Raw genomic sequence first — 19,954 nt, forward strand, 5'->3', positions numbered from 1 at the left:
ATTCCTCCCTACGTCATCCCGCCTGCTCCCAGCAGCGGGCCCAATATGGACAGAAGCAACGCCGGCAAGATGAGCGTGCCGGTGGGAATCAGCAGCTTGACGGGCGCACGCTCGATCTCGCGCTCGACCGCGGCGCGATGAGCCGCACGGATCTCGCGACTTTGAGCGGCCAGTGTCTCGGCAAGTGGGGAACCCAGGGCGAGCGCCTGCCCCACCGTGATGGCAAAGGTCTCGAGCGCTCGCACGTCCAGGTCGCGCGCGGCGGCCAACAACTCGTCCTCACGCGTGCCCACGCCCACCTGCCACGCCATGCAGGCGCGCTCAAGGCGAAGAGCCAGCACTGACCGGCGGTTGGCGCAGAAAATCTCAAGCGCCGCATCAAACGAAAGACCGGCCGAAAGACCCAAGCGCACAACATCGATCATCTCGGACACTTCGCCGAGCGACACTCGCGCCGGGCCGCCCGCTCCAACCGCGCCCTTCACTCGCGCGGTCAGAGCATCGACCACCGAGCGACCCGCGGCAGCGACCAGCACCGCCTCGCGCTTGCAGGCCCCTGCGATCTTGCGTGCATCCGCCCGATCCAAACCCGTCGCGACAAATACACTCAGGGCGCACAGGCAAGCCGCAATTGCAACCGGGGCGCTCATAGCTCCACCCGCATAATGCGCCGGATAACCACCAGGGCAACGGCGTTGAGGGCAAGACCCAGCACCACAGCGCCCGCGCCGGCAGGCGTCGCAAGACCGCGACGAAAATCTGCCGAAAGCAGCGCCAACACCGCGCACATGCCCGCCGGCATCGCCGCGACCATATGCGCAGACATGCGAGCCTGCGACGTCTTAACATCCAGGCGGCGCTTGAGCTCAATGCGCTCCCCCACCATGCTCGACGCCTCGGACAGTAAGTCGGCAAGCGGAGCGCCGGTGCGCTGAGACACCTTAAGCGCCAAGGTCACAAGCGAAAGACCGGGGGCGTCGATACGCACGAGCAAGTCATCGAGCGCGTCGGTCGCCGAGATGCCGCAATCGATCGCCGCCGCCACCCGCAAAAACTCGGTATGCACTGGCTCTTGCGCATGAGCGCCCACAAAGCGCATGCCCTGGGCCAGCGAATGTCCCGAGGCAAGCGACATGGAAAGTGCGGTAAACGCCTCGGGCATTGCCTCTTCTGCATCGTGTTGCTCGCGCCGGCTCTCAAAGCCATCCCGAGCGGCACCAACGGCAAACGGAGCAACAAGTCCCAAGGCAAATCCGAGGGGCGATAACGACACCATCGTTAGTAAAACGCAGCAGACACCGCTCGATAGCAGCAGAAACGCCAAACGTCCCGAAGCATCTTCGATCACGAGGCCAAGGCGATGCGCCGGAGCCAGCGATGCCCACGAACGGGCGATCTTTTTCAGCAGATCGTTTTCCACCAGCTCACGCGGCAGCTTCTCTGCCACCGTCTCGAGCGCCTGACGTGCCAGCTCCGCCGGCGGTACCTGCGGCACACGAGGTTCCGCCCCGCACGCCGTCGCGACAGAAAGCCCTGCCAAGCCCCCTACGACGAGGGACACAGTGATCTCCATTCGTCCACCTCCTCTTGTGTGAGCGTCCCCGACCGCAGGCCTTCTGCGATAAACGGCGGCTCGCGGTCAAGCGTCCAGGTGCGCTCGGCGGCATCGAACGTCACATAGCGCTCGAGCTCTACGCCGCCCGATGCGGCACGTCGCACCCCCGAATACGAGGAGACGAAGCGCCTGCCATCGGCGTGGCGCTCGGACATCACGATACCGTCGAGTGCCATGGCAATCTGCTCCTCGATGAGCTCGCTCGGCAGATCGATGCCATAACGTGCAAGCAACGTCAGACGCACCACGGTCTCCTGTTCTGAACCCGCATGAAGCGTGGTGAGCGACCCGTCGTGGCCCGTGTTCATGGCCTGCAACATGTCGCAGCACTCGGCACCGCGCACCTCGCCCACCACGATGCGGTCGGGGCGCATGCGCAGGGCATTAGTCACCAGGTCGCGGATCGTCACCGCGCCCTCACCCTCAATTGAAGCCTCGCGCGCCTCTAGGCGCACCACGTGCGGATGATGCGCAAACTTGAGCTCGGCAGAGTCCTCGATCGTCACGATGCGCTCGCCGGTGGAAATCTCACATGACAACGCGTTGAGCAGGGTGGTCTTACCAGATCCCGTGCCTCCCGCAACCGCCAGGTCCTGTCGCAGCGACACCGCGCACGACAGCAGCTGCGCATACCAAAGCGGCAGCGACCCCAACCCCACGAGCTCGTCCAGCGAGCAGATACGGTCCGAGAACTTTCGGATGGTGAGAATCGGTCCGTCAATCGCCACAGGCGGAATCACCGCGTTGACGCGATAACCCGTTTTGAGGCGGGCGTTGACGATGGGGCTGCGCTCGTCGATACGGCGGCCAAGTGGCGAGATGATGCGGTCGATAAGCACACGGATCTGCTCATCATCCTCAAACGCATGCTCGATGGGGTACAAGACGCCGCCGCGTTCAAAGAAAGCCGAGCGGCAGCCGTTGATCATGATCTCGGTAACGGTGTCGTCCTCGATGAGCGGCTGCAACGGCCCCAGGCCCACCACGTCATCCAAAATCTCGTCGATGATGGTCTCGCGCTCGGGCGTCGCGAGATCGGTCGGCTCCTCAACATTGAGCGCCGCCTCCACCGCAGGACGCAATTCCGAGCGGGCAAGTGCCGAGTCGATATAGGCGCTGATACGCGCCACTTCGTCGTAACCCATGCGGTCCATCACGGCGCGCTTGGTGCGTCGTTTCACGGCGCGGCGACGCCCCGCATCTACAGGCGCTGCCGCCGCCGCAGCGCCGGCAGCCTTAATCCTCGTTTGCAGGCTCATCGCTGATCACCCTCGCGCGACCAGGGAAGGCGGATACGCGGGCGTTCGGTGCGCGTTGCACGGTCGGCGACCATATCGCTCCAAGGGCCGACGGCGCACCCCAGTTCCACGAGCATCTCGCGCGTGGCCTCGCGCACGCTAGTCGCAAAAGCGCTGGTCTGCCCCACTGCCTCGTCAGCGCGCCCAAACGCCATGAGCGCGGCGAGATCCTGCCCGCCATCGGCGATACGAATCTTGGAGCTTAACGCACAGGCAATCTCAAAGCGCATGGCGACGTCCTCGTCTGCCCCGCGCGCACCGAACCGGTTGAACACGGCGCTCATGCGCGTGCGCGGCACACCTACTCGACCTGCCAGTTCAATGACGCGCGATGCCGATGCCGCGGACGACACCGCCGCATCGCCAACGACCAGGCAACGGTCGCTCGCCGCCACCGCAGCCGCCACGGCGTCGCCCCAAAAGACCGAGGTATCGATAAAGACCACGTCGGATTCGCGACGCAGAACATCAAGCAGTAGCTCCACCGGACGTGCCATGAGCTCGGCTTGCTCGGGCGCCGCGACGGGACCCCAGAGCGTAACGCCCGGCGCCACGCGCATCGAAGCGGCTACGATATCCGGCTCGGTGAGCATGCCCGCCGCCGACGGCTCGATAAGTGCCGCCATATCGCGCGGAGCATCGACGCCTAACAAGTCGTAAAGGTTTCCAAACATCAGGTCCAGGTCGAGCACGGCGGCACGCAAGCCCAACAGCGACGATGTGTGTGCCATGGTGGCAACGATCGTCGACTTGCCGCAACCGCCCGAACCCGAAATAGCGCAGATGACTGGAGCTCGATGCGGCGGAGCGGTAGCGTCTGCCGGCGGCATCGGAGGCGGCGGGGCGGGCGTCGGTGGCAGCGCCCCCGTCTCCCCCGCCGCAACCACGTGCTGCGTCCAAGCCGGCATGGCTGCTTGTTCGGTCTGCGAGGCAGGCTCGTTCTGCGCAATCTGCTCATGCTGCATCAGCGACAACTCGCCGCACCCGGCAAGGCCCTCAACTTCGTCGAGTTCATCCGCCAGATTCACGCCGTGCACGTATCCCATATCTACTGCCGGGGAGTCGCCAGCATGCTGCGCCGGCCCTCCAGCGTCATCGTATACAAGGGGGTTCCGGGGGCGCCGACCATGCTCGGCTTCCGCTTTTCCATAATCATCAACACGCGGGCCTCTTGTAGCGCGAGGCGCCCCGGGTTCCCTATCAACAAAAGCATCGGGCTCAATCGTCATGCGCCGATCGGAATCAACCGCTCCCTCGCCCGCGCGCCCGTTGCCGCATATACTGTGTGCAGCGATGACCTCGGTCGCCCCCGCGCGAAACAGCCCCTCGATATCCGACGGATCGAGCGCTTCTATCAACACGACCACGCGACTCACGCGGCCTTCGGCCGTCAGGCGCGCAACAGTCTTGCGCACATCTTCGGTATCAAACAGAGACGCCGCGATGATGGCAGCCCCGCGGCGCGACGGAAACGCCCGCGCCATGGAAACCAGCCCGTCCAGGTCACCCACGCGAAGCACCTGTGCACCCGCATCACGGCCCTCGACTTCCCGCTGCAACAGCCCGTAATCGCCGCACGCGCAGCACGCAAGCCAGATCGCCTTCATCACTCGTCGCCTCCGCTCTTTTTGCCGCGCGCCGTGGCGGGAATCGTCAAGCTGACCGTTCCCTTGCCCGAGGCTCCCAGCAGTTCCTTGACGTCTTCGGGGTCAGCCGCCAGCGTCACCCATTCGATCTTACCCTCGCGCGTGGCACCGGAATCCTCACTGGTATCGATCACGTGCGCGCCGCACAGCCGATCGGTCACGCCGTCCTTTTGCACGTACACGTCCACGTAGCTGCCCACGCCCGTGGCACCGCCGACCGAGTGCTCGGCATCGACCGCCACCGAAACGGCGACCTTGCCCTTAGGCACCTCGAGCTTGCGGCTCTCGACCTTGGTGTAGACATTGCAGATCACGGCGTTTTTGGGAATACGCGAAGTCGTCACGTCGCCGCGCACCTGGCGCAGCTCGGTCGCCGCGTCACGCGGCAGCAGACTCGTCAGCCACTCCTGGGTTATGACATTGGTCTCATCGAGGGTCTCGCCCACATCGATATCGCGCGCCGCGACGCATACCTCGACGCGATCGCCACCGTACTTGGCCAAGATCTCAGCCTGGACCTGTTCGGCTTGTGAGCGGATCGATGAGCCGTAAACCATGCAGAGCAGAGCAGCGAGCACGCCCGCGACCAGACTGATGGCGATGCGCTTGCTCTTGTTCACGGCCGCTCCTCTCATGGCAGTGCCGGGCGAATGCCCGTACCACCATTGTCTGGGCGGTCAGAGTGCAAAGCGGCGCAATCGCAATCTTGGTTTTCGATGTCAAACCAATCGCTGACCAAAAGCTGACCAGCCCGTCAAGCTCGTGGCAAGGTTTTGGTCAGCACGTCAGCAAACTGCATGTTTCGAGGCTTTTCCGCAGCAAAAAAGCCGTCTCCCGAACAGTTGGGAGACGGCAGTCATAGGAAAAATCAATTACAGATGGACATCGGGATCGAGCATTTGAGCACTCACGCGCATGGATGACGCCAGGTTTTGGAACGTTTCCAAACGCAGACTGTCGATCTGCCCGGCGTCCTCGGCCTCGCGAACGGCGCAACCCGGCTCATGGGTATGCGTGCAATCGCCAAACCGGCACGCGCGCGATGCCTCGACAATCTCGGGGAAGGCGCGCGCCAGACCCCGCTCGTGACCCACGAGCGGTAAGCTGCGCAGGCCCGGGGCATCGGCGATCACGCCGGCGTCGCCCGGCAGCGCTACCATCACGCGCGCGACGGTAGTGTGACGGCCCTGGTCGTCGCGTTCGCGCACACCGCCGGTCGCCAACGTATCGTGGCCCAGCAGCGCATTGAGCAGCGTCGACTTGCCGGCACCCGACTCGCCCAGAATCATGGCGCAGCTCCCGGCAGGCACGCAGGCACGGACCTCGTCCAGGCCGCGGCCCTCGGCAGAGGACGTCACGATCACGCGCACGTCCGGACCCACCAGGCGGCGCACGCGGTCTAGATCGCGCTCGAGCTCCCCGGCATCGCAGCGGTCAGCTTTGGTGAGTACCACCACCGGTTCGGCATCGCAGTCGAGCGCCAACACCAGCGAGCGCGCCACGCGGTCGAGCAGCACCTCGCCGGCACCGAGCGCCTGCACGATCAGCACGCTATCCACGTTGGAGCAGAGCACCTGACGCTCACCGCGAGCGCGTCCGCGCCAGCGCTCAAAACTCGTACGGCGCGGCAGCACGCACTCAATCACGCCCATATCGTGCCCGGGAGCGCGGCGCACCGCCACACGGTCGCCCACGGCAGGCAGCAGGACCTCATCCTCGCCGCGCGACTTGGCAAACCCCACGGCATGCTCGGCACGAAACGTGTCATCGGCAGTCGCCACCAGCGGAAACCCGCGGTCCAGGCGCACCACGGCGCCAAGCTGCATCTGCTCGGGCTCCTCGGCATGTGCGCAGAAATCATCAAAGGCAGCCTGCTGAGCTTCATCGACCGGCAGGTCATCAAACGCCGGAACATCCTGCAGCGCGTCAAGCCCCGGTACACTCGCCAGCAACTCCTCAGCAGATGCAGGGGGTTCGGTCGCGAGCTTCCGACGACGATCACGCTTAGCCCGCGCCCCCGTCGTCTTTTTCTTCGCCTTAGCCTTAGCCTTAGCCACAAACGCCTCCCAGCACCAAAAATCACAACTGAGCAGGTATTTTCCCACAAAAAAGAGTCGGTCGAGCAAATGCTCGACCGACTCACACACTTTCCCTCAGCCTTTATCATCCACACGGGAGAAAAGTCAGCAACGTCACCGCAGGGCCCGCCCGCCGAGAGGGGTTTCCAAAGGGCACATCCTTTATTCAAAACGAGCGGCCGAGCAATTGCTCGGCCGCTCACCTTCTTTCCCTCAGCCCTTTTTCATCCGCGCGGGAGAAAAGCCAGTAAGGATACCGTAGGGCCCACCCTGGGAGTGTTTTCTTCTGAGCGATCCCGCAGCGCGAAGCGCGAGGACCAGCGAAGAAGAAAACACGCAGGGGCGGGCCCGGACAGGTTAACTTACTCCTTCTCGACCGCGCGCATGATCGCCTTGTAGATCTCCATCAGCGGGATGATCAGGAAGGCCAGGCCCAGGGCAGCGACAACGCCCTTGAGCTCAAGCGTCACGGGGCCAAAGAACATCTCGGCAAGCGTCGGCTGCACGGTCACGATCACCGTCAGCACCAGTGCCAGCGCGGCGGAAGCCCACAGCCACTTGTTCTGCTTCTTCATCTTAAACAGCGACGTGCGACGGCTGCGCATGTTAAAGCAGTGGAAGATCTCGACCATGTTGAGCGTGATGAACGCCATCATCACGCCTTCCTCGTCGGCATTGCCGGCGATCATATCGGCGATGTGGATGTAGCCCATGTCAAAGTACACGCCCACAAAGAAGCTCGCCAGCACCAGCGCGGTGATGATTAGGCCCTGGACCACGCAGTCCAGACCCATATGTCCGGCAAAGACACCGTCCTTGGCGTTGCGCGGCTTGCGCTTCATGATGTCGCCCTCGGCATCCTCCATGCCCAGCGCAAGCGCGGGGAAGCAGTCGGTAACCAGGTTCACCCACAGCAGCTGCACCGGCTGGAAGATGGTAAAGCCGATGAGCGTGGCGATAAACACCGAGAACACCTCGGCAAGGTTGGCCGAGAGCAGGAACTGGATGACCTTGCGGATGTTGTCGTAGATGCGACGGCCCTCTTCGCAGGCGCCGATGATGGTGGCGAAGTTGTCGTCGGCGAGCACCATGTCGGCGACGTTCTTGGTGACATCAGTGCCGGTGATGCCCATGCCAACGCCGATGTCGGCGCGCTTAATGGACGGGGCGTCGTTGACGCCGTCGCCCGTCATGGCCACAATCTGGTCGCGCGACTTCCAAGCCTCGACGATGCGGGTCTTATGCTCGGGCTGGACGCGGGCGTACACGCCGTAGTCCTCGATGTGCGCGTCGAGCTCCTCGTCGCTCATGCGGTCGAGGTCGGCACCGGTAATGGCCTGGCTGCGATCGGCGACGATGCCCAGCTGCTTGGCGATGGCCACGGCGGTGTCAATGTGGTCGCCCGTAATCATGACAGTGCGAATACCGGCATCGTGGGCCTCGCGGATGGCGTCGGCGACCTCGGGGCGGACAGGGTCGATCATGCCGGACAGGCCGCAGAAGACCAGGTCATGCTCGAGCGCAGCGGGACTGCAGTCGCTCGGGACCTCGGTGTAAGTGCGGCTTGCCAGCGCCAGCACGCGCAGGGCCTCGTCGGCCATGGCCTTGTTGGCGGCCACGAGCTCGGAACGACGCTCCTCGGTCAGCGGGACGACCTTATCGCCCTCGTAGATGTGGGTGCACAGGCCGATCACCACGTCGGGCGCGCCCTTGGTGTACTGCTCATACTCGCCGTCCAGGGTCTCGACGACCACGGACATCATCTTACGGCCCGAGTCAAACGGGGCCTCGCCCACGCGCGGATGCTCGGCAGTCAGGCCAGTGAGACCAGCTTTGCCGGCATCGTTGACGAGCGCGCACTCAGTCGGCTCGCCCACGGCCTCGCCCAGCTCCTCGTCCCACTGAGCATCGGAGCACAGCGCCATACCTGCCAGGAACTTCTCCTTGGGCGCAGCGAGCTCGTGCTTGACGACGGTCATCTTATTCTGGGTAAGGGTGCCGGTCTTGTCGGAGCAGATGGTCTGTGTGCAGCCAAGGGTCTCGACAGCAGAGAGCTTGCGGATAATCGCCTGGCGCTTGGCCATCTTGGTCACGCCAAGCGAAAGGACGATGGTCACGACGGCAACAAGGCCCTCGGGGATGGCGGCGACGGCGAGCGAGACGGCAACCATAAAGGTGTCGAGCAGGGCAGTCGGATCGGTAAGGACGTTGCCCACGCCGTGGCGGAGGATGTCAACGCCAAAGATGACGACGCAGATGACGATCACCATGATGGTGAGGATGCGGCTGAGCTCGGCGAGCTTCACCTGCAGCGGCGTGAGCTCTTCCTTGGCCTCGGCCAGGGCGCCGGCGATCTTGCCCATCTCGGTGTTCATGCCGGTGCCGACCACGACGGCGCGACCACGGCCGTACACGACGGTGGAGCCCATATAGCACATGTTCTTACGGTCGCCGAGCGGCACGTCGTCGGTGCCGGCGGCGAGCTCGATCACGTTGGCATGCTTCTCGACGGGCACGGACTCGCCGGTGAGCGCGGCCTCTTCGATCTTCATCGTGGCGCTCTCGAGCACGCGGCAGTCGGCCGGAACGGAGTCGCCCGCCTCGAGCATGATCACGTCGCCGGGCACGAGCTCGGCGCTCGGCAGGTGCACGAGCTTGCCGTCGCGTAGCACCTTGGACTGCGCCGCACTCATCTCCTGCAGGGCCTCGAGGGCCTCCTCGCTCTTGGCTTCCTGGACCACGCCCAGCACCGAGTTGACGATAACGACGAACATGATGATGGCAACATCGGCAAAGTCGGGCTCGCCCTTGACCATGCCCGTGAGCGCACTGATGACGGCGGCAACGATCAGCATGATGACCATAGGGTCAGCCATCTGTTCAAAGAAACGCTTCCACAGCGGCGTCTTCTCAGCTTCCTCGAGCTTGTTAGGGCCTGTCTTGGCGAGGCGCGACGACGCCTCGTCGTTGCTCAGGCCGAGGTTCTCATCGACACCTTGGTCGCTGAGCACCTCCGCCGCGGCGAACAGGTATTCCTTTTGCATATAGAGTCCCCTCCTGGGATTCGGGCCACTCAGCAGATTGATGCCCGATCATAATTCCCAGGAGAAGGGCAAGGGCTCATCAAGGCTGCCGTGCTGAGCGGCAGTTGATAGTGGAGCTATGGTACCCCAAAGCGACGCGTCTAGCCAAAACAATCGGTTTGGAAATATGGTCCGCACGCAACGGTGCAGACCGTGTGATGCTCAACATTGGTAAAACGTTTTTTCTTCGGCACATCGCCAAACTGACATATCGCCCAGATAGCAGCGGTTGGAGTGGTTGGTAAAGATTTTTCATATACCGTTTTTCCCGCAAAAAATGAACTTCCATTTCGGCATACGGTCGATTTTTTGGGGTATTCGGTCGGCATTTCGTTATAATCATCTCGGTTTTATTTCTTATGGTTTATCTATCAGCGCAAGACGATGTCAGATGGAGGTCTGAATGTACAAGCGCACTAAGATTGTATGCACCATGGGTCCCGCCTGCGATAGCGACGAGACCATCCGCGAGATGATCAAGGCGGGCATGAACGTCGCCCGTTTTAACTTCTCGCACGGCTCCTACGACGAGCACCACGGTCGCATCGAGCGCGTCCGCCGTATTTCCAAGGAGCTCGGTCTGCCTGTCGGCATCCTGCTCGACACCAAGGGCCCCGAGGTCCGCACCGGCCTTCTGGTCGACGGCAAGAAGGTTGCCGTCAAGACCGGCGATAAGATCGTCGTCACCGCTCAGCCTACGTCCGAGGATTTCCACGGCACCGCTGAGCACATCTCCCTCGACTACCTGGCTCTGCCCTCCGAGGTCGAGAAGGGCTCCCTCATCCTGATCGATGACGGCCTGGTTGCCCTCGAGGTCGAGTCCGTCGACGGCCAGGACATGACCTGCGTCGTCAAGAATGACGGCCTGATCGGCGAGCGCAAGGGCGTCAACATGCCCAACGTCAACATCTCGCTGCCCGCCATCACCGAGCGCGATCGTCAGGACATCCTCTTTGGCCTGACCGAGAACATCGACTACATCGCCGCTTCCTTCATCCGTGACGGCGAGTCCGTCCGTGGCATCCGCAAGCTTTGCCGCGAGAACGGCGGCGAGCACGTGACGATCTTCCCGAAGATCGAGTGCGCCCTGGGCGTCGAGAACTTCGACGAGATCCTCGAGGCTTCCGACGGCATCATGGTCGCCCGTGGCGACCTGGGCATCGAGATCAAGCCCGAGCTCGTTCCCCACATCCAGAAGGAGATCATCGCCAAGTGCAACGCGGCCTACAAGCCCGTCATCACTGCTACGCAGATGCTCGACTCCATGCAGCAGAACCCGCGCCCGACGCGCGCCGAGGTTGCCGACGTTGCTAACGCCATCTACGACGGCACCGACGCCGTTATGCTCTCTGGCGAGTCCGCTGCCGGTAAGTACCCGGTCGAGGCCGTCAAGATGCAGGCCAGCATCGCTCTCGAGACCGAAAAGTACCTCCCGGCCCACGCTCCGCTCGAGGTTCCGGCCGACGCTCACGGCACCCGCGTCGTCAACAACGTTGTGGGTATGTCCGCTGTGAACATGGCCACCACCGTTGGCGCCAAGTGCATCACCGTGCCGACGACCACCGGTCGTACCGCACGCCTGATCTCGCACTTCCGTCCCAACATGCCGATCTGCGCGTTCTCCCGCCACGAGTGGGCCGTCCAGCAGATGATCATGTACTGGGGCGTTATCCCGCACCAGGCCGAGATTACCCAGGGCACCGTCAACGGCACGATCGTCAAGGCGATCGAGACCGCTAAGGAGCTCGGCTACGTCGAGGCCGGCGATCTGACCGTCGCTACCGCCGGCGATCCCCGCATGAGTGTTCAGCTCGAGGACAAGGTCTCCTCGACCAACGTCGCTTACGTCGCTCAGGTGCGCTAAATCGCACTTGCAAGCACGCTTGCATTGCAAAAGGGCCCGGAAGGCTTTGCCTTCCGGGCCCTTTTTAGACCTTCTTCGTATGCCGCATCATCGATTTGTGTTCAGTCGCAAGCCTCTCCGATGCCGAGCGCACCACCGAAGACGCCCTGCGACGGGAGCCGTTGGTCAATTGGAATGAACTGTTCACCGTTAAGCCGGCCGGCTAGCAGCTAGCGATCAGGGGGACTGCGGGAACGTCAGAAGCAGCAACGCGAGCCGCAAATCCCGCCTCGGTCAGCTCGATGACCTCGGTAAACGTTGCATCGAAAAACTCCTCGGTTAGCAGGCGATACGGCGGATGATCGGGCTCGCCGGGGTTTTCGCGTACAATCTCGTGCATGACGCCGATAGTCTTGAGCACATATTCTTTATGGATGGGATACTGCCCAAAACGCGTCGCAGCGGTATAGAGGCGATCGGTCGCACGCGGAATGGAAACGATGCCCAGCGTCTTGCCAAACCAGTCAAAATCGCCCTGCTTTTTAATGCGGAATTCCTCGCACGGCTTGCCGCCGTGTGCTTCCAGATACTGGTTCACACGCGTGTTCCATACCGTGTCGGCCACCAGATGCGACCAGACGCCCAGCGTTAAATCGAGCAGCGACTGCGCCACATCTTCGGACGCAAGCGAGAACTCACAGGCGCCGGGACCGACAACCGGCTCGGCATCCCTGTAGCGCTGAGGATAGTGCACGCGGTTCAGTCGCTCGCGCTCCTCGACAATCGAGGTAGCCTCAGCAGGTTCGCCCGCGGGTGCGCCTTTAAGCAGCGGCGCCACATAGGTATCCCAGAACTCGTGCTCGCGCGGCTTAGGGATAGGCTCGGGCTTTGCAAAGTGCGTAATGCGATACGGAATGGGATCGGCGATGCCAGGGACCATATAGCCCACGAAGATATCCGGAATCACGCAGCCAAACAAAAAGGCATTGCGGTCGCGCACGCTATCGGCAAGCACGCTAGCACGTGCCAGCAAGCGCTCCGTTTGAGCGATATGAATGTTCCAGCTTGGCATAGCCACCCCCATAAAACCTGGTTAACTATACCATCACGGCAGAGTCGCACAGGCGGCCATACATACCCTACGCAGCAACTATTCCGCGGCGGCGCTCTCGGTTCCATACGATGGCACGGACGCCTCGACCACGTGATGATATCGGTCGATATAGATGGCGCGGGCACCCAGGCGTCGTACCAAATCCTGATGGTGTGTGCTCATTAAGACCGTCTTGCCGGCAGCAACATAAGCCAGCAAAAAGCTGACCACGATGTCGCACGAATCCTCATCGAGTCCGTTGGTAGGCTCGTCGAGCACCAGGATATCGGGGTTCATCGACACGACGGCCGCCAGCGCCACACGCTTTTTTTGCCCGCCCGATAGCTGATAGGGAGAGGCATCGGCCAGGTCGGCAACCTGGAACAGCTCCATGGCATCGCGAACGCGGCACTTGAGCTCGTCTGTCGACAGCCCCATTTGAGCCGGACCAAACGCGACCTCCTCGCCTACCGTGGCGCAAAACAGCTGGGCATCGGCATTTTGAAACACGAAGCCTACGCGCTGGTGAAAGCGCTGGGAAGCCACGGAATCCTTTAGAAATGTTGCATCGATCACGTGCCCGTCAAACAGGTATGCCCCTGCGTCCGCGAGTTCAAGACCGTTAATAAGGCGCATGATCGTCGTCTTGCCGCAGCCATTCGGGCCAAGCAGGGCAACGAGCTCGCCACGATCGACCTGCAGCGACACACCATCGACAACCGTATGCCCCGCATAGGAAAACACCACGTCGCGTAGCTCGATGAGCGGCGCGACCTCGGCGCCCGCACCGTTCGTGCCCGCCGCATTATTCATATCAATCGTCAAAACGTCGCCCTTCCCTATTCACATCAACAGCCCGCCGTCCGCACTACAGCACAGCGCACAGCACCGCAAACAGCGCCACGGCGACCGCATAAACCGCATCGCGCCAGCTCAGTCCGCTCCGTGCGGGCGCCGGATACGCACCGGCAAAGCCGCGGCAAAGCATAGCCTCGTCCATCGCGTGGCTGCATTCCATCGCCTTGATAAAGGTCATGCCCATGATACCCGCGATCGAATCGGTACGCGAAAATCCCTCAGGCGTACGGCCAACGCTGCGCAGCATGACCGATTCGCACAGATCGTGCGCTGTGCGTCCCAGCACCTCGATATGCTTGAGTGCCATATCAAAGGTAAAGATGACCTCGTCGGGCAGATGCAGCGTCTTGAGCGCCGCCGACATGCGGCTCCAGGTAAGCGTCCATGAAACGCCCAGCACAAGCGACACATTAATGAACGTCTTGAGCGCAATCTTGAGCATGGCGCCCGTGGCAGACGCGCCCAGCAGCAGGGCGGGCAGTGCCAAAACCACCGCGAGCCCCGCAGCGCCAAGTGCCGGCACAAAGGTTGCCCGCAGCCCGCGTACGGGGCGCACGGCAACGAGCACCAGCGCGATAGCCGCCATCAACATGAGGTAAAGCGGGCTCTGTGTCAGGCACACGCACAGAACGCAAACGAACATCCCCACCAGGCGCACCGGAGCCGAAACGCAAGAAAGGGCGCGGTCGACCATCGACCCGCCCTCGTGCGCGCCTCCACCCAGGCGAACCCGCTCAAGCAGGCTCGCCAGGTGCAGGACATTCTTTTGCATCACACGATGCCGAGCCCCCACGGGCTCATATCGCTCCTCGGCCGCAAGCCAACTAGGCAGCTCGGCTATTGCCATGAGCACCGCTTTCCTTGACCGTCAGCGAGACCAGGCGGAATGTGATGGTGAGCACCGCCACGCCAATCACGCCCGAAAGAATATACATCGCAGCCTGGCCGGCAAAGCCAAGGCCCTGCTCCTCGGAATAGGCCTGCAGATAATCGCCCGTGGGCAGGGCGTCGGCAAAGGTCGGGGTGTCGAGGCCGACCGAAGCCTGCAGGCTGTCGTCGCCAGCCTCCTGAACGGCGGTCGCGGCGCCCTCGGCGTCCCACTCACCCCAGGCGTCACCGGTGGCGAGCAAGCCGAGCGGCGTAGCCACGACAAGCACGGCGACCAGAATGAGCGTGGGAATCAGGGAAGTCTTCTTGGCGGTACCATCGGCGGCAAGCTGGCCATCGGCGGCTTCGGGGCCGACGATAATGCTCGGCGCCGTCTTCTTAATGAAGCCGTAGATGGCGGCCGTCGCCACGCCCTCGATCACGCCGGCAACCAGCATATGCGGGATCAACATGGCCGGAATAGCCACGGACAGCGGGAAGGGGCAGTACAGAGGGGCGCCCGAAGCGTTGGTGAAGAGCATCGGCTGAATACCAAACTCGATTGCCGCGCACAGGGCCGCCAGGCACAGGCCGACCCAACCGCTCACGATGGCAGAAACCGAGGTGCCCCAGCTCTTGTCGTGCAGACGGCTGTTGAGCGCACGGAACACGATAGCAGCGACAAACGGCAGCACAAAGGCCATGTTAAAGCAGTTGGCGCCAAACGACAGAACGCCGCCGTCGCCAAACAGCAGCGCCTGCAGCGCCAGAGCGACCGAGACAGCGATAGCCGCGGCCTCGGGGCCCAGCAGCAGCGCGATGAGTGCGCCGCCGACGGCGTGACCAGTGGTACCGCCGGGCAGCGGAACGTTGAACATCATGAGCAAGAAGGAGAATGCGGCGCAGATGCCCAGGAACGCCATATGCTCGCGATCGAGCGTGGCGCGCACCTTTTTGATGCAGTGAACCCATACGGGCACCATCGCCACCGCCATAACGGCATCGGTCTGCGGGGACAGATAATTATCGGGAATATGCATGAGCCCTCTCAATCAGAACGTTGTGTGTTACGTTTCCAACAATCCGTAACACCGACTCTGCATACTAACAAAAAGGCGCACCGCCCACAACGCAGCACGCCCTTGCAATACGTACGTTATTAGCCCAGGTCCACGCACCGCCCAATAAAGGGCCCATGCACTCCCAACTTTCCGGTCACCCGGAAGAAGGTGCGATCCGCTCGCAACAAGGTTAACGCAGGAACCCGCCCCCGAGAGGGGTTTTCTAAGGCAACATCCCGCAGCCGCGAAGTGGCGAGGACGTTGCCGTGAAAACCCCGCAGGGGGCGGGTTCCGAACAGCAAAGATTACGAGCGGACTTCGCCGTTTACGCCCTTGCACACCTTGGTGACGATCTTCTGGTGCGCCTTCTCGACCTCTTCGCTAGTAAGCGTGTGGTCGTCCGAGCGATACGTGAGCGCAAAGGCCATGGACTTCTTGCCCTTGCCGATACGAACCGGATCGCGGTAGACATCGAACAGGCGCACGCCCTCGAGCAGCTTGCCGCCGGCGCTGGTAATACGGCGCTCAAGATCCTCGCAGGTCACGGCATTGTCGACCACAATGGCAAGGTCGTGCTCAACGGCCGGGTACTGCGAGAACTCGCGGTAGTTCTCCTGGTTGCGGGCACCCTTGATCAGCTTGTCCAGGTCAAGCTCAAAGGCAACGACAACCTCGTCGATGCCGCAGGCCTCGCGCGCCTCGGGGTGGATCTCGCCGACCCAACCCAGCACGGTGCCGCCGGACAGAACCTCGGCCGCACGACCCGGCTGCAAAAAGGCATAGCCCTCGCCCTCGACGGGACGGAAGCGAACCTTCTCGATGCGCAGCTGGGCGAGCAGCTCCTCGACGATACCCTTGCCAAAGAAGAAACGCAGTTTACGGTACTTCATGTTCCAAGACTGCTCGCTCCACTGGCCCGAGAGCACACCCGCGACGGACTTGGTCTCCTTGGGCAGGCTGGCGTTCTCGCGACCGTGGAACAGGCTGCCGACCTCGTACAGGTGCACGTTGGGCGTACCGTGCGCCTCGTTGTAGGCCACGGACTGCAGCAGGCCCGGCAGCAGCGAACGACGCATCTCGGTCTGCTCGGCCACCAGCGGGTTCATGAGCACCACGGGGCAGCCGCGACCCTCGGTGGGCATGCCGATCTTCTCCAGGTCGCCCGGGGCGGCAAAGCCAAAGGTCGTGGTCTCGTTGAGGCCGCAGGCGCGCAGGATCTCGCCGACCTTGCGGGTGAGCTTCTGCTCGCGGGTCAGGCCGCCGATGTGGTTCTTGGCAGCCGGGATGGTCGCCGTCACACGGCCCATGCCCCATAGGCGCAGGACCTCCTCGATCAGGTCAATCTCGCGCGGCAGGTCGGGACGGAAGCTCGGCGGGGTAACCATAAAGTCCTCGCCGTCGCGCTCGACGGTGCAGCCCAGACGGGTAAGCGAACGCTCGATAAAATCGGGCTCGATGTCGGCACCGCAGATGGCATGCACGCGGGCCAGGCGCAGCTTGATGCTGTCGATGGTCTTGGGCGCGGGGAAAACATCGACATAGCCGGGAGCAACCTCGCCGCCGGCGATCTCCTCGATGAGCGCGCAGGTAACGTTGGCGACATCCACGCAGCCAGTCTCGTCAACCTGGCGCTCAAAGCGAATGGAGGCGTCGGAGATCAGCGACAGATCGCGGCTGGTGTGCGAGGTGCGGCCGGCGTTAAAGCAGGCGCTCTCGACCATCACGTCGACGGTGTCGTCCTCGATCTCGGAATCCATGCCGCCCATAACGCCGGCCAGCGCCACGGGGCGCTCGCCGTCGGTGATGAGGCCCATGCCGGCGTCGAGCACGCGCTCCTCGCCATCGAGCGTCGTAAACTTCTCGTCCTGCTGGGCGGCGCGAACCACCACGCGGCGGTGGCCGTCGCGCTCGGCAAAGGTAGACAGGTCAAAGGCATGCAGCGGCTGACCGGTGAGCATCATCACGTAGTTGGTGATGTCGACGATGTTGTTGTGCGGGCGCACGCCCAGGGCGTTGAGGCGCTTGACCATCCAGTCGGGCGACGGGCCGACCTTCACGTTACGCACGATGCGGGCGACGTAGCGGTCGCACAGGCCCTCGTCGGCGATCTCGACGGAAAGCTCGTCGTCGGTCGCGCGGCCGGTCTCCGCCTTGATGGCGGGCAGCTCAACGTGGAAATCGCGGTCGAAGATGGCGCCGGTCTCGCGGGCCATGCCGATCATGGACAGGCAATCGGGACGGTTGGGCGTGATCTCGCAGTCGAGCACAGTATCACTCGAGCCCACGTACTCGGCAAACGGCATACCGCAGGGCGTGTCCTCGGGCAGAATCATGATGCCGGAGTGGTCGCCACCCAGGCCGAGCTCGCGCGCAGAGCAGTTCATGCCCATGGACACGACGCCGCGAAGCTTGCTCTTCTTGATCTTGACGTCGCCGGGCAGGACAGCGCCGATCATGGCCGTGACGATGTGGTCGCCGGCCTCGAAGTTCTGCGCGCCGCAGACGATCTGCAGCGGAGCGGGATTGCCGTCGGCATCGAGGTTCTTGTCGCCCACATCGACCGAGCACACATACATGTGGTCGCTATCGGGGTGCGGGGTCTTGGTGAGCACCTTGGCGGTCACCACGTGGTCGAAGGACTCGCCCACGGTGTCGATCGCCTCGACCTCGGTGCCGGTACGGATATATTCGTCCGAAAGGGTCTTGGGATCCTCCGGAATATCGATCATGGTCTTGAGCCAGTCGTAAGAAACGCGCATCTAACTGGTCTCCTTTCATCTGTAACGCCTGCAATAAACAGACGGAAAACTCCAGCTACGGAGACGGGTTTCCGAGGTGCCGCAGATTGCCTTGAAAGAGGAGGGCCGCGTACTTAGGTACGCAACCGACGATTGAAAGGCAAGGTGCGGTGGCTCGGGAAGCCGCCGGGACAGGTCAACTTAAAATTGGTTCAAGAAGCGCATATCGCCCGTCATGAGCGTTCTGAGGTCCGGCAGGTCGTAGCGCAGGGCCGCGACGCGCTCGGCGCCAATGCCAAAGGCGAAGCCGGTGTACTTCTCGCGATCGATGCCGCAGTTGATCAGGACGTTGGGGTCGACCATGCCGCAGCCCAAGATCTCGATCCAGCCGCTGTGCTTGCAGAAGTTGCAGCCCTTGCCGCCGCACACGTGGCAGCTCACGTCCACCTCGCAGCTGGGCTCGGTGAAGGGGAAGAAGTGCGGGCGATAGCGCGTCTTGCGGTCCTCGCCAAACATGCACTTAACAAAGTAGTCGAGCGTGCCCTTAAGGTCGCCAAAGGTAATGCCCTCGTCGACGACCAGACCCTCGATCTGGTTGAACTGCGGAAGGTGGCAGGCATCGGCCGTGTCGGGACGGTAGACGGTGCCCGGGCAAATCATGTAGATGGGCGGCTTTTGCGACTCCATGGTGTGGATCTGCACGCCCGAGGTCTGGGTGCGCAGCAGCACGTCGGACTCGCCGTGGGCGTGGGCCTCGGGGTGCGCGACGCTGCCGGGGTTATTGTCGACCACGTAGAAGGTATCGCGGGCCGAGCGGCTCGGGTGATCCATAGGGGCGTTGAGCGCGGTGAAGTTGTAGTAGGAGGTGTCGACCATGGGACCGGACTCGACGGTGTAGCCGATGCCGCAGAAGATGTCCTCGGCCTCCTCGATGATTTGCTTGATCAGGTGCTGGTGGCCGATCTGCGGACGGATGCCCGGCAGCGTGATGTCGACGGCGTCGTGCTCCAGTGCGCGCTTGAGGGCGGCGGCCTTCATCTCGGTGTTGCGCTCGTCGAGCATGCCCTCAATCAGCTGGCGCATCTCGTTGGCGCGCTTGCCCATCACGGGACGATCCTCGGGGGCGAGCTTGCCCATCATGCGCATCAGGCCGGTGATGCGGCCCTTGCGGCCGAGCAGCTCAACGCGCGCAGCCTCGAGCTTGGCTGCGTCGTCGGCGCCTGCGACGAGCTCCTTGGCCTCTTCCTCGAGTTTGACCAGATCATCAATCAGACTCATGTCTTCCCTTTCGTCTCTCGCGCTCTCCGTTTGCCGAGGCGGCTGCCACCGTCTGGCGTTGTGAAAACGCGGCCCGGTTCGGTAACAAAAAACCGCCCTCGGGCATGTGCATTGCCCAAGGACGGTTGAATTCCGCGGTACCACCTTGTTTGACCCGGCGGATGTCTGGCCCGCCGCGCCCACTCTGTACCCCTTGTCGCGAGGCTCACGGCTTCCCTACTGGGGCTTCGCCGCCGCTGGCCGCGTGCCCGTTGAGGTCGCTGCTCGGGAGTGAACGCTTGGCCCTTGTCACCACAGGAAGGCTCGCAGCCCATGACCTTCCCTCTCTTGCCGGCGACGCGGCGGGCAAAACCCTCTCCGTCAACGCATTGGGCTATAGGATAACACATTCTGCGTGTGAATCGCCGCGTTCCGTTTTGTTCGCACTGGGTACAAGGCAGGTAGCTGTGCAAACTGGCCGCACGCCCACCCGTGGCGCTCGACCTGCGAGATCAAG

The 19,954-nt window shown here is 62.9% G+C and carries 14 protein-coding genes; 1 reads left to right on the forward strand and 13 read right to left on the reverse strand.

What is annotated here, in order from left to right; all coding sequences use genetic code 11:
* Nucleotides 1-8: 8 nt before the first annotated feature.
* The 7 genes from DXD24_RS01695 to DXD24_RS01725 form a co-directional block, all read right to left on the reverse strand.
* A complete protein-coding gene (locus tag DXD24_RS01695) occupies nt 9-650 on the reverse strand; it encodes a type II secretion system F family protein (RefSeq protein ID WP_117645945.1) in 642 nt (213 codons plus the stop codon).
* A complete protein-coding gene (locus tag DXD24_RS01700) occupies nt 647-1,573 on the reverse strand; it encodes a type II secretion system F family protein (protein ID WP_117645947.1) in 927 nt (308 codons plus the stop codon). The genes DXD24_RS01695 and DXD24_RS01700 overlap by 4 nt, the downstream gene beginning before the upstream one ends.
* Nucleotides 1,546-2,874: a CpaF family protein gene (locus tag DXD24_RS01705; protein ID WP_117645949.1), complete on the reverse strand. Its 1,329-nt coding sequence runs from the start codon at nt 2,872-2,874 to the stop codon at nt 1,546-1,548. Before DXD24_RS01705 ends, DXD24_RS01700 begins: the two co-directional genes overlap by 28 nt.
* Nucleotides 2,871-4,520, reverse strand: coding sequence for a P-loop NTPase (locus DXD24_RS01710; protein ID WP_117645951.1), 1,650 nt, complete (start codon nt 4,518-4,520; stop codon nt 2,871-2,873). The genes DXD24_RS01705 and DXD24_RS01710 overlap by 4 nt, the downstream gene beginning before the upstream one ends.
* Nucleotides 4,520-5,179 carry a Flp pilus assembly protein CpaB gene (cpaB, locus tag DXD24_RS01715; RefSeq protein ID WP_233502293.1) on the reverse strand — a complete coding sequence of 220 codons (660 nt, stop codon included), beginning with the start codon at nt 5,177-5,179 and terminating at the stop codon, nt 4,520-4,522. The genes DXD24_RS01710 and cpaB overlap by 1 nt, the downstream gene beginning before the upstream one ends.
* Before the next feature lie 252 nt (nt 5,180-5,431).
* Entirely contained in the window at nt 5,432-6,616 is a 1,185-nt protein-coding gene (rsgA, locus tag DXD24_RS01720) for a ribosome small subunit-dependent GTPase A (RefSeq protein ID WP_233502294.1), read from the reverse strand.
* Between the two features lie 383 nt (nt 6,617-6,999).
* Nucleotides 7,000-9,681, reverse strand: coding sequence for a cation-translocating P-type ATPase (locus DXD24_RS01725; protein ID WP_117645955.1), 2,682 nt, complete (start codon nt 9,679-9,681; stop codon nt 7,000-7,002).
* A 442-nt stretch (nt 9,682-10,123) separates the two neighbouring features.
* Between DXD24_RS01725 and pyk the strand changes: the two genes are divergently transcribed.
* Nucleotides 10,124-11,584: a pyruvate kinase gene (pyk, locus tag DXD24_RS01730; RefSeq protein WP_089572705.1), complete on the forward strand. Its 1,461-nt coding sequence runs from the start codon at nt 10,124-10,126 to the stop codon at nt 11,582-11,584.
* Nucleotides 11,585-11,786: 202 nt separating this feature from the next.
* Here pyk and DXD24_RS01735 read toward each other — a convergent pair whose 3' ends face one another.
* The 6 genes from DXD24_RS01735 to pheS all read right to left on the reverse strand — a co-directional run bounded on the left by DXD24_RS01735 (nt 11,787) and on the right by pheS (nt 19,458).
* On the reverse strand, nt 11,787-12,635 hold the full coding sequence (locus DXD24_RS01735; RefSeq protein ID WP_117645957.1) for a hypothetical protein: 849 nt from the start codon (nt 12,633-12,635) through the stop codon (nt 11,787-11,789).
* A gap of 78 nt (nt 12,636-12,713) precedes the next feature.
* A complete protein-coding gene (locus tag DXD24_RS01740; RefSeq protein ID WP_147326342.1) occupies nt 12,714-13,481 on the reverse strand; it encodes an energy-coupling factor ABC transporter ATP-binding protein in 768 nt (255 codons plus the stop codon).
* A 43-nt stretch (nt 13,482-13,524) separates the two neighbouring features.
* Nucleotides 13,525-14,361 (reverse strand): energy-coupling factor transporter transmembrane protein EcfT, encoded by an 837-nt coding sequence (locus DXD24_RS01745; RefSeq protein WP_117563715.1) that lies wholly within the window; start codon nt 14,359-14,361, stop codon nt 13,525-13,527.
* Nucleotides 14,339-15,421, reverse strand: a complete 1,083-nt coding sequence (gene cbiM / locus DXD24_RS01750) for a cobalt transporter CbiM (RefSeq protein ID WP_117563716.1) — start codon at nt 15,419-15,421, stop codon at nt 14,339-14,341. The genes DXD24_RS01745 and cbiM overlap by 23 nt, the downstream gene beginning before the upstream one ends.
* A 326-nt stretch (nt 15,422-15,747) precedes the next feature.
* Nucleotides 15,748-18,201 (reverse strand): phenylalanine--tRNA ligase subunit beta, encoded by a 2,454-nt coding sequence (gene pheT, locus DXD24_RS01755; protein ID WP_117563717.1) that lies wholly within the window; start codon nt 18,199-18,201, stop codon nt 15,748-15,750.
* A gap of 180 nt (nt 18,202-18,381) precedes the next feature.
* Complete coding sequence (pheS, locus tag DXD24_RS01760; protein WP_117563718.1) at nt 18,382-19,458, reverse strand: phenylalanine--tRNA ligase subunit alpha; 1,077 nt, start codon at nt 19,456-19,458, stop codon at nt 18,382-18,384.
* Between the last annotated feature and the right edge of the window lie 496 nt (nt 19,459-19,954).

Origin of the sequence: Collinsella sp. TF12-2AT (assembly GCF_003436735.1) — a bacterium.
Lineage (GTDB): Bacteria > Actinomycetota > Coriobacteriia > Coriobacteriales > Coriobacteriaceae > Collinsella.

Bases quoted from the DNA above. Each gene is read 5' to 3' on its own strand.
- DXD24_RS01745 (WP_117563715.1), bottom strand. From the start codon at position 14,361: ATGGCAATAGCCGAGCTGCCTAGTTGGCTTGCGGCCGAGGAGCGATAT.
- pheT (WP_117563717.1), bottom strand. From the start codon at position 18,201: ATGCGCGTTTCTTACGACTGGCTCAAGACCATGATCGATATTCCGGAG.
- DXD24_RS01705 (WP_117645949.1), bottom strand. From the start codon at position 2,874: ATGAGCCTGCAAACGAGGATTAAGGCTGCCGGCGCTGCGGCGGCGGCA.
- DXD24_RS01710 (WP_117645951.1), bottom strand. From the start codon at position 4,520: ATGAAGGCGATCTGGCTTGCGTGCTGCGCGTGCGGCGATTACGGGCTG.
- pheS (WP_117563718.1), bottom strand. From the start codon at position 19,458: ATGAGTCTGATTGATGATCTGGTCAAACTCGAGGAAGAGGCCAAGGAG.
- DXD24_RS01700 (WP_117645947.1), bottom strand. From the start codon at position 1,573: ATGGAGATCACTGTGTCCCTCGTCGTAGGGGGCTTGGCAGGGCTTTCT.
- DXD24_RS01725 (WP_117645955.1), bottom strand. From the start codon at position 9,681: ATGCAAAAGGAATACCTGTTCGCCGCGGCGGAGGTGCTCAGCGACCAA.
- cbiM (WP_117563716.1), bottom strand. From the start codon at position 15,421: ATGCATATTCCCGATAATTATCTGTCCCCGCAGACCGATGCCGTTATG.
- DXD24_RS01735 (WP_117645957.1), bottom strand. From the start codon at position 12,635: ATGCCAAGCTGGAACATTCATATCGCTCAAACGGAGCGCTTGCTGGCA.
- pyk (WP_089572705.1), top strand. From the start codon at position 10,124: ATGTACAAGCGCACTAAGATTGTATGCACCATGGGTCCCGCCTGCGAT.
- DXD24_RS01695 (WP_117645945.1), bottom strand. From the start codon at position 650: ATGAGCGCCCCGGTTGCAATTGCGGCTTGCCTGTGCGCCCTGAGTGTA.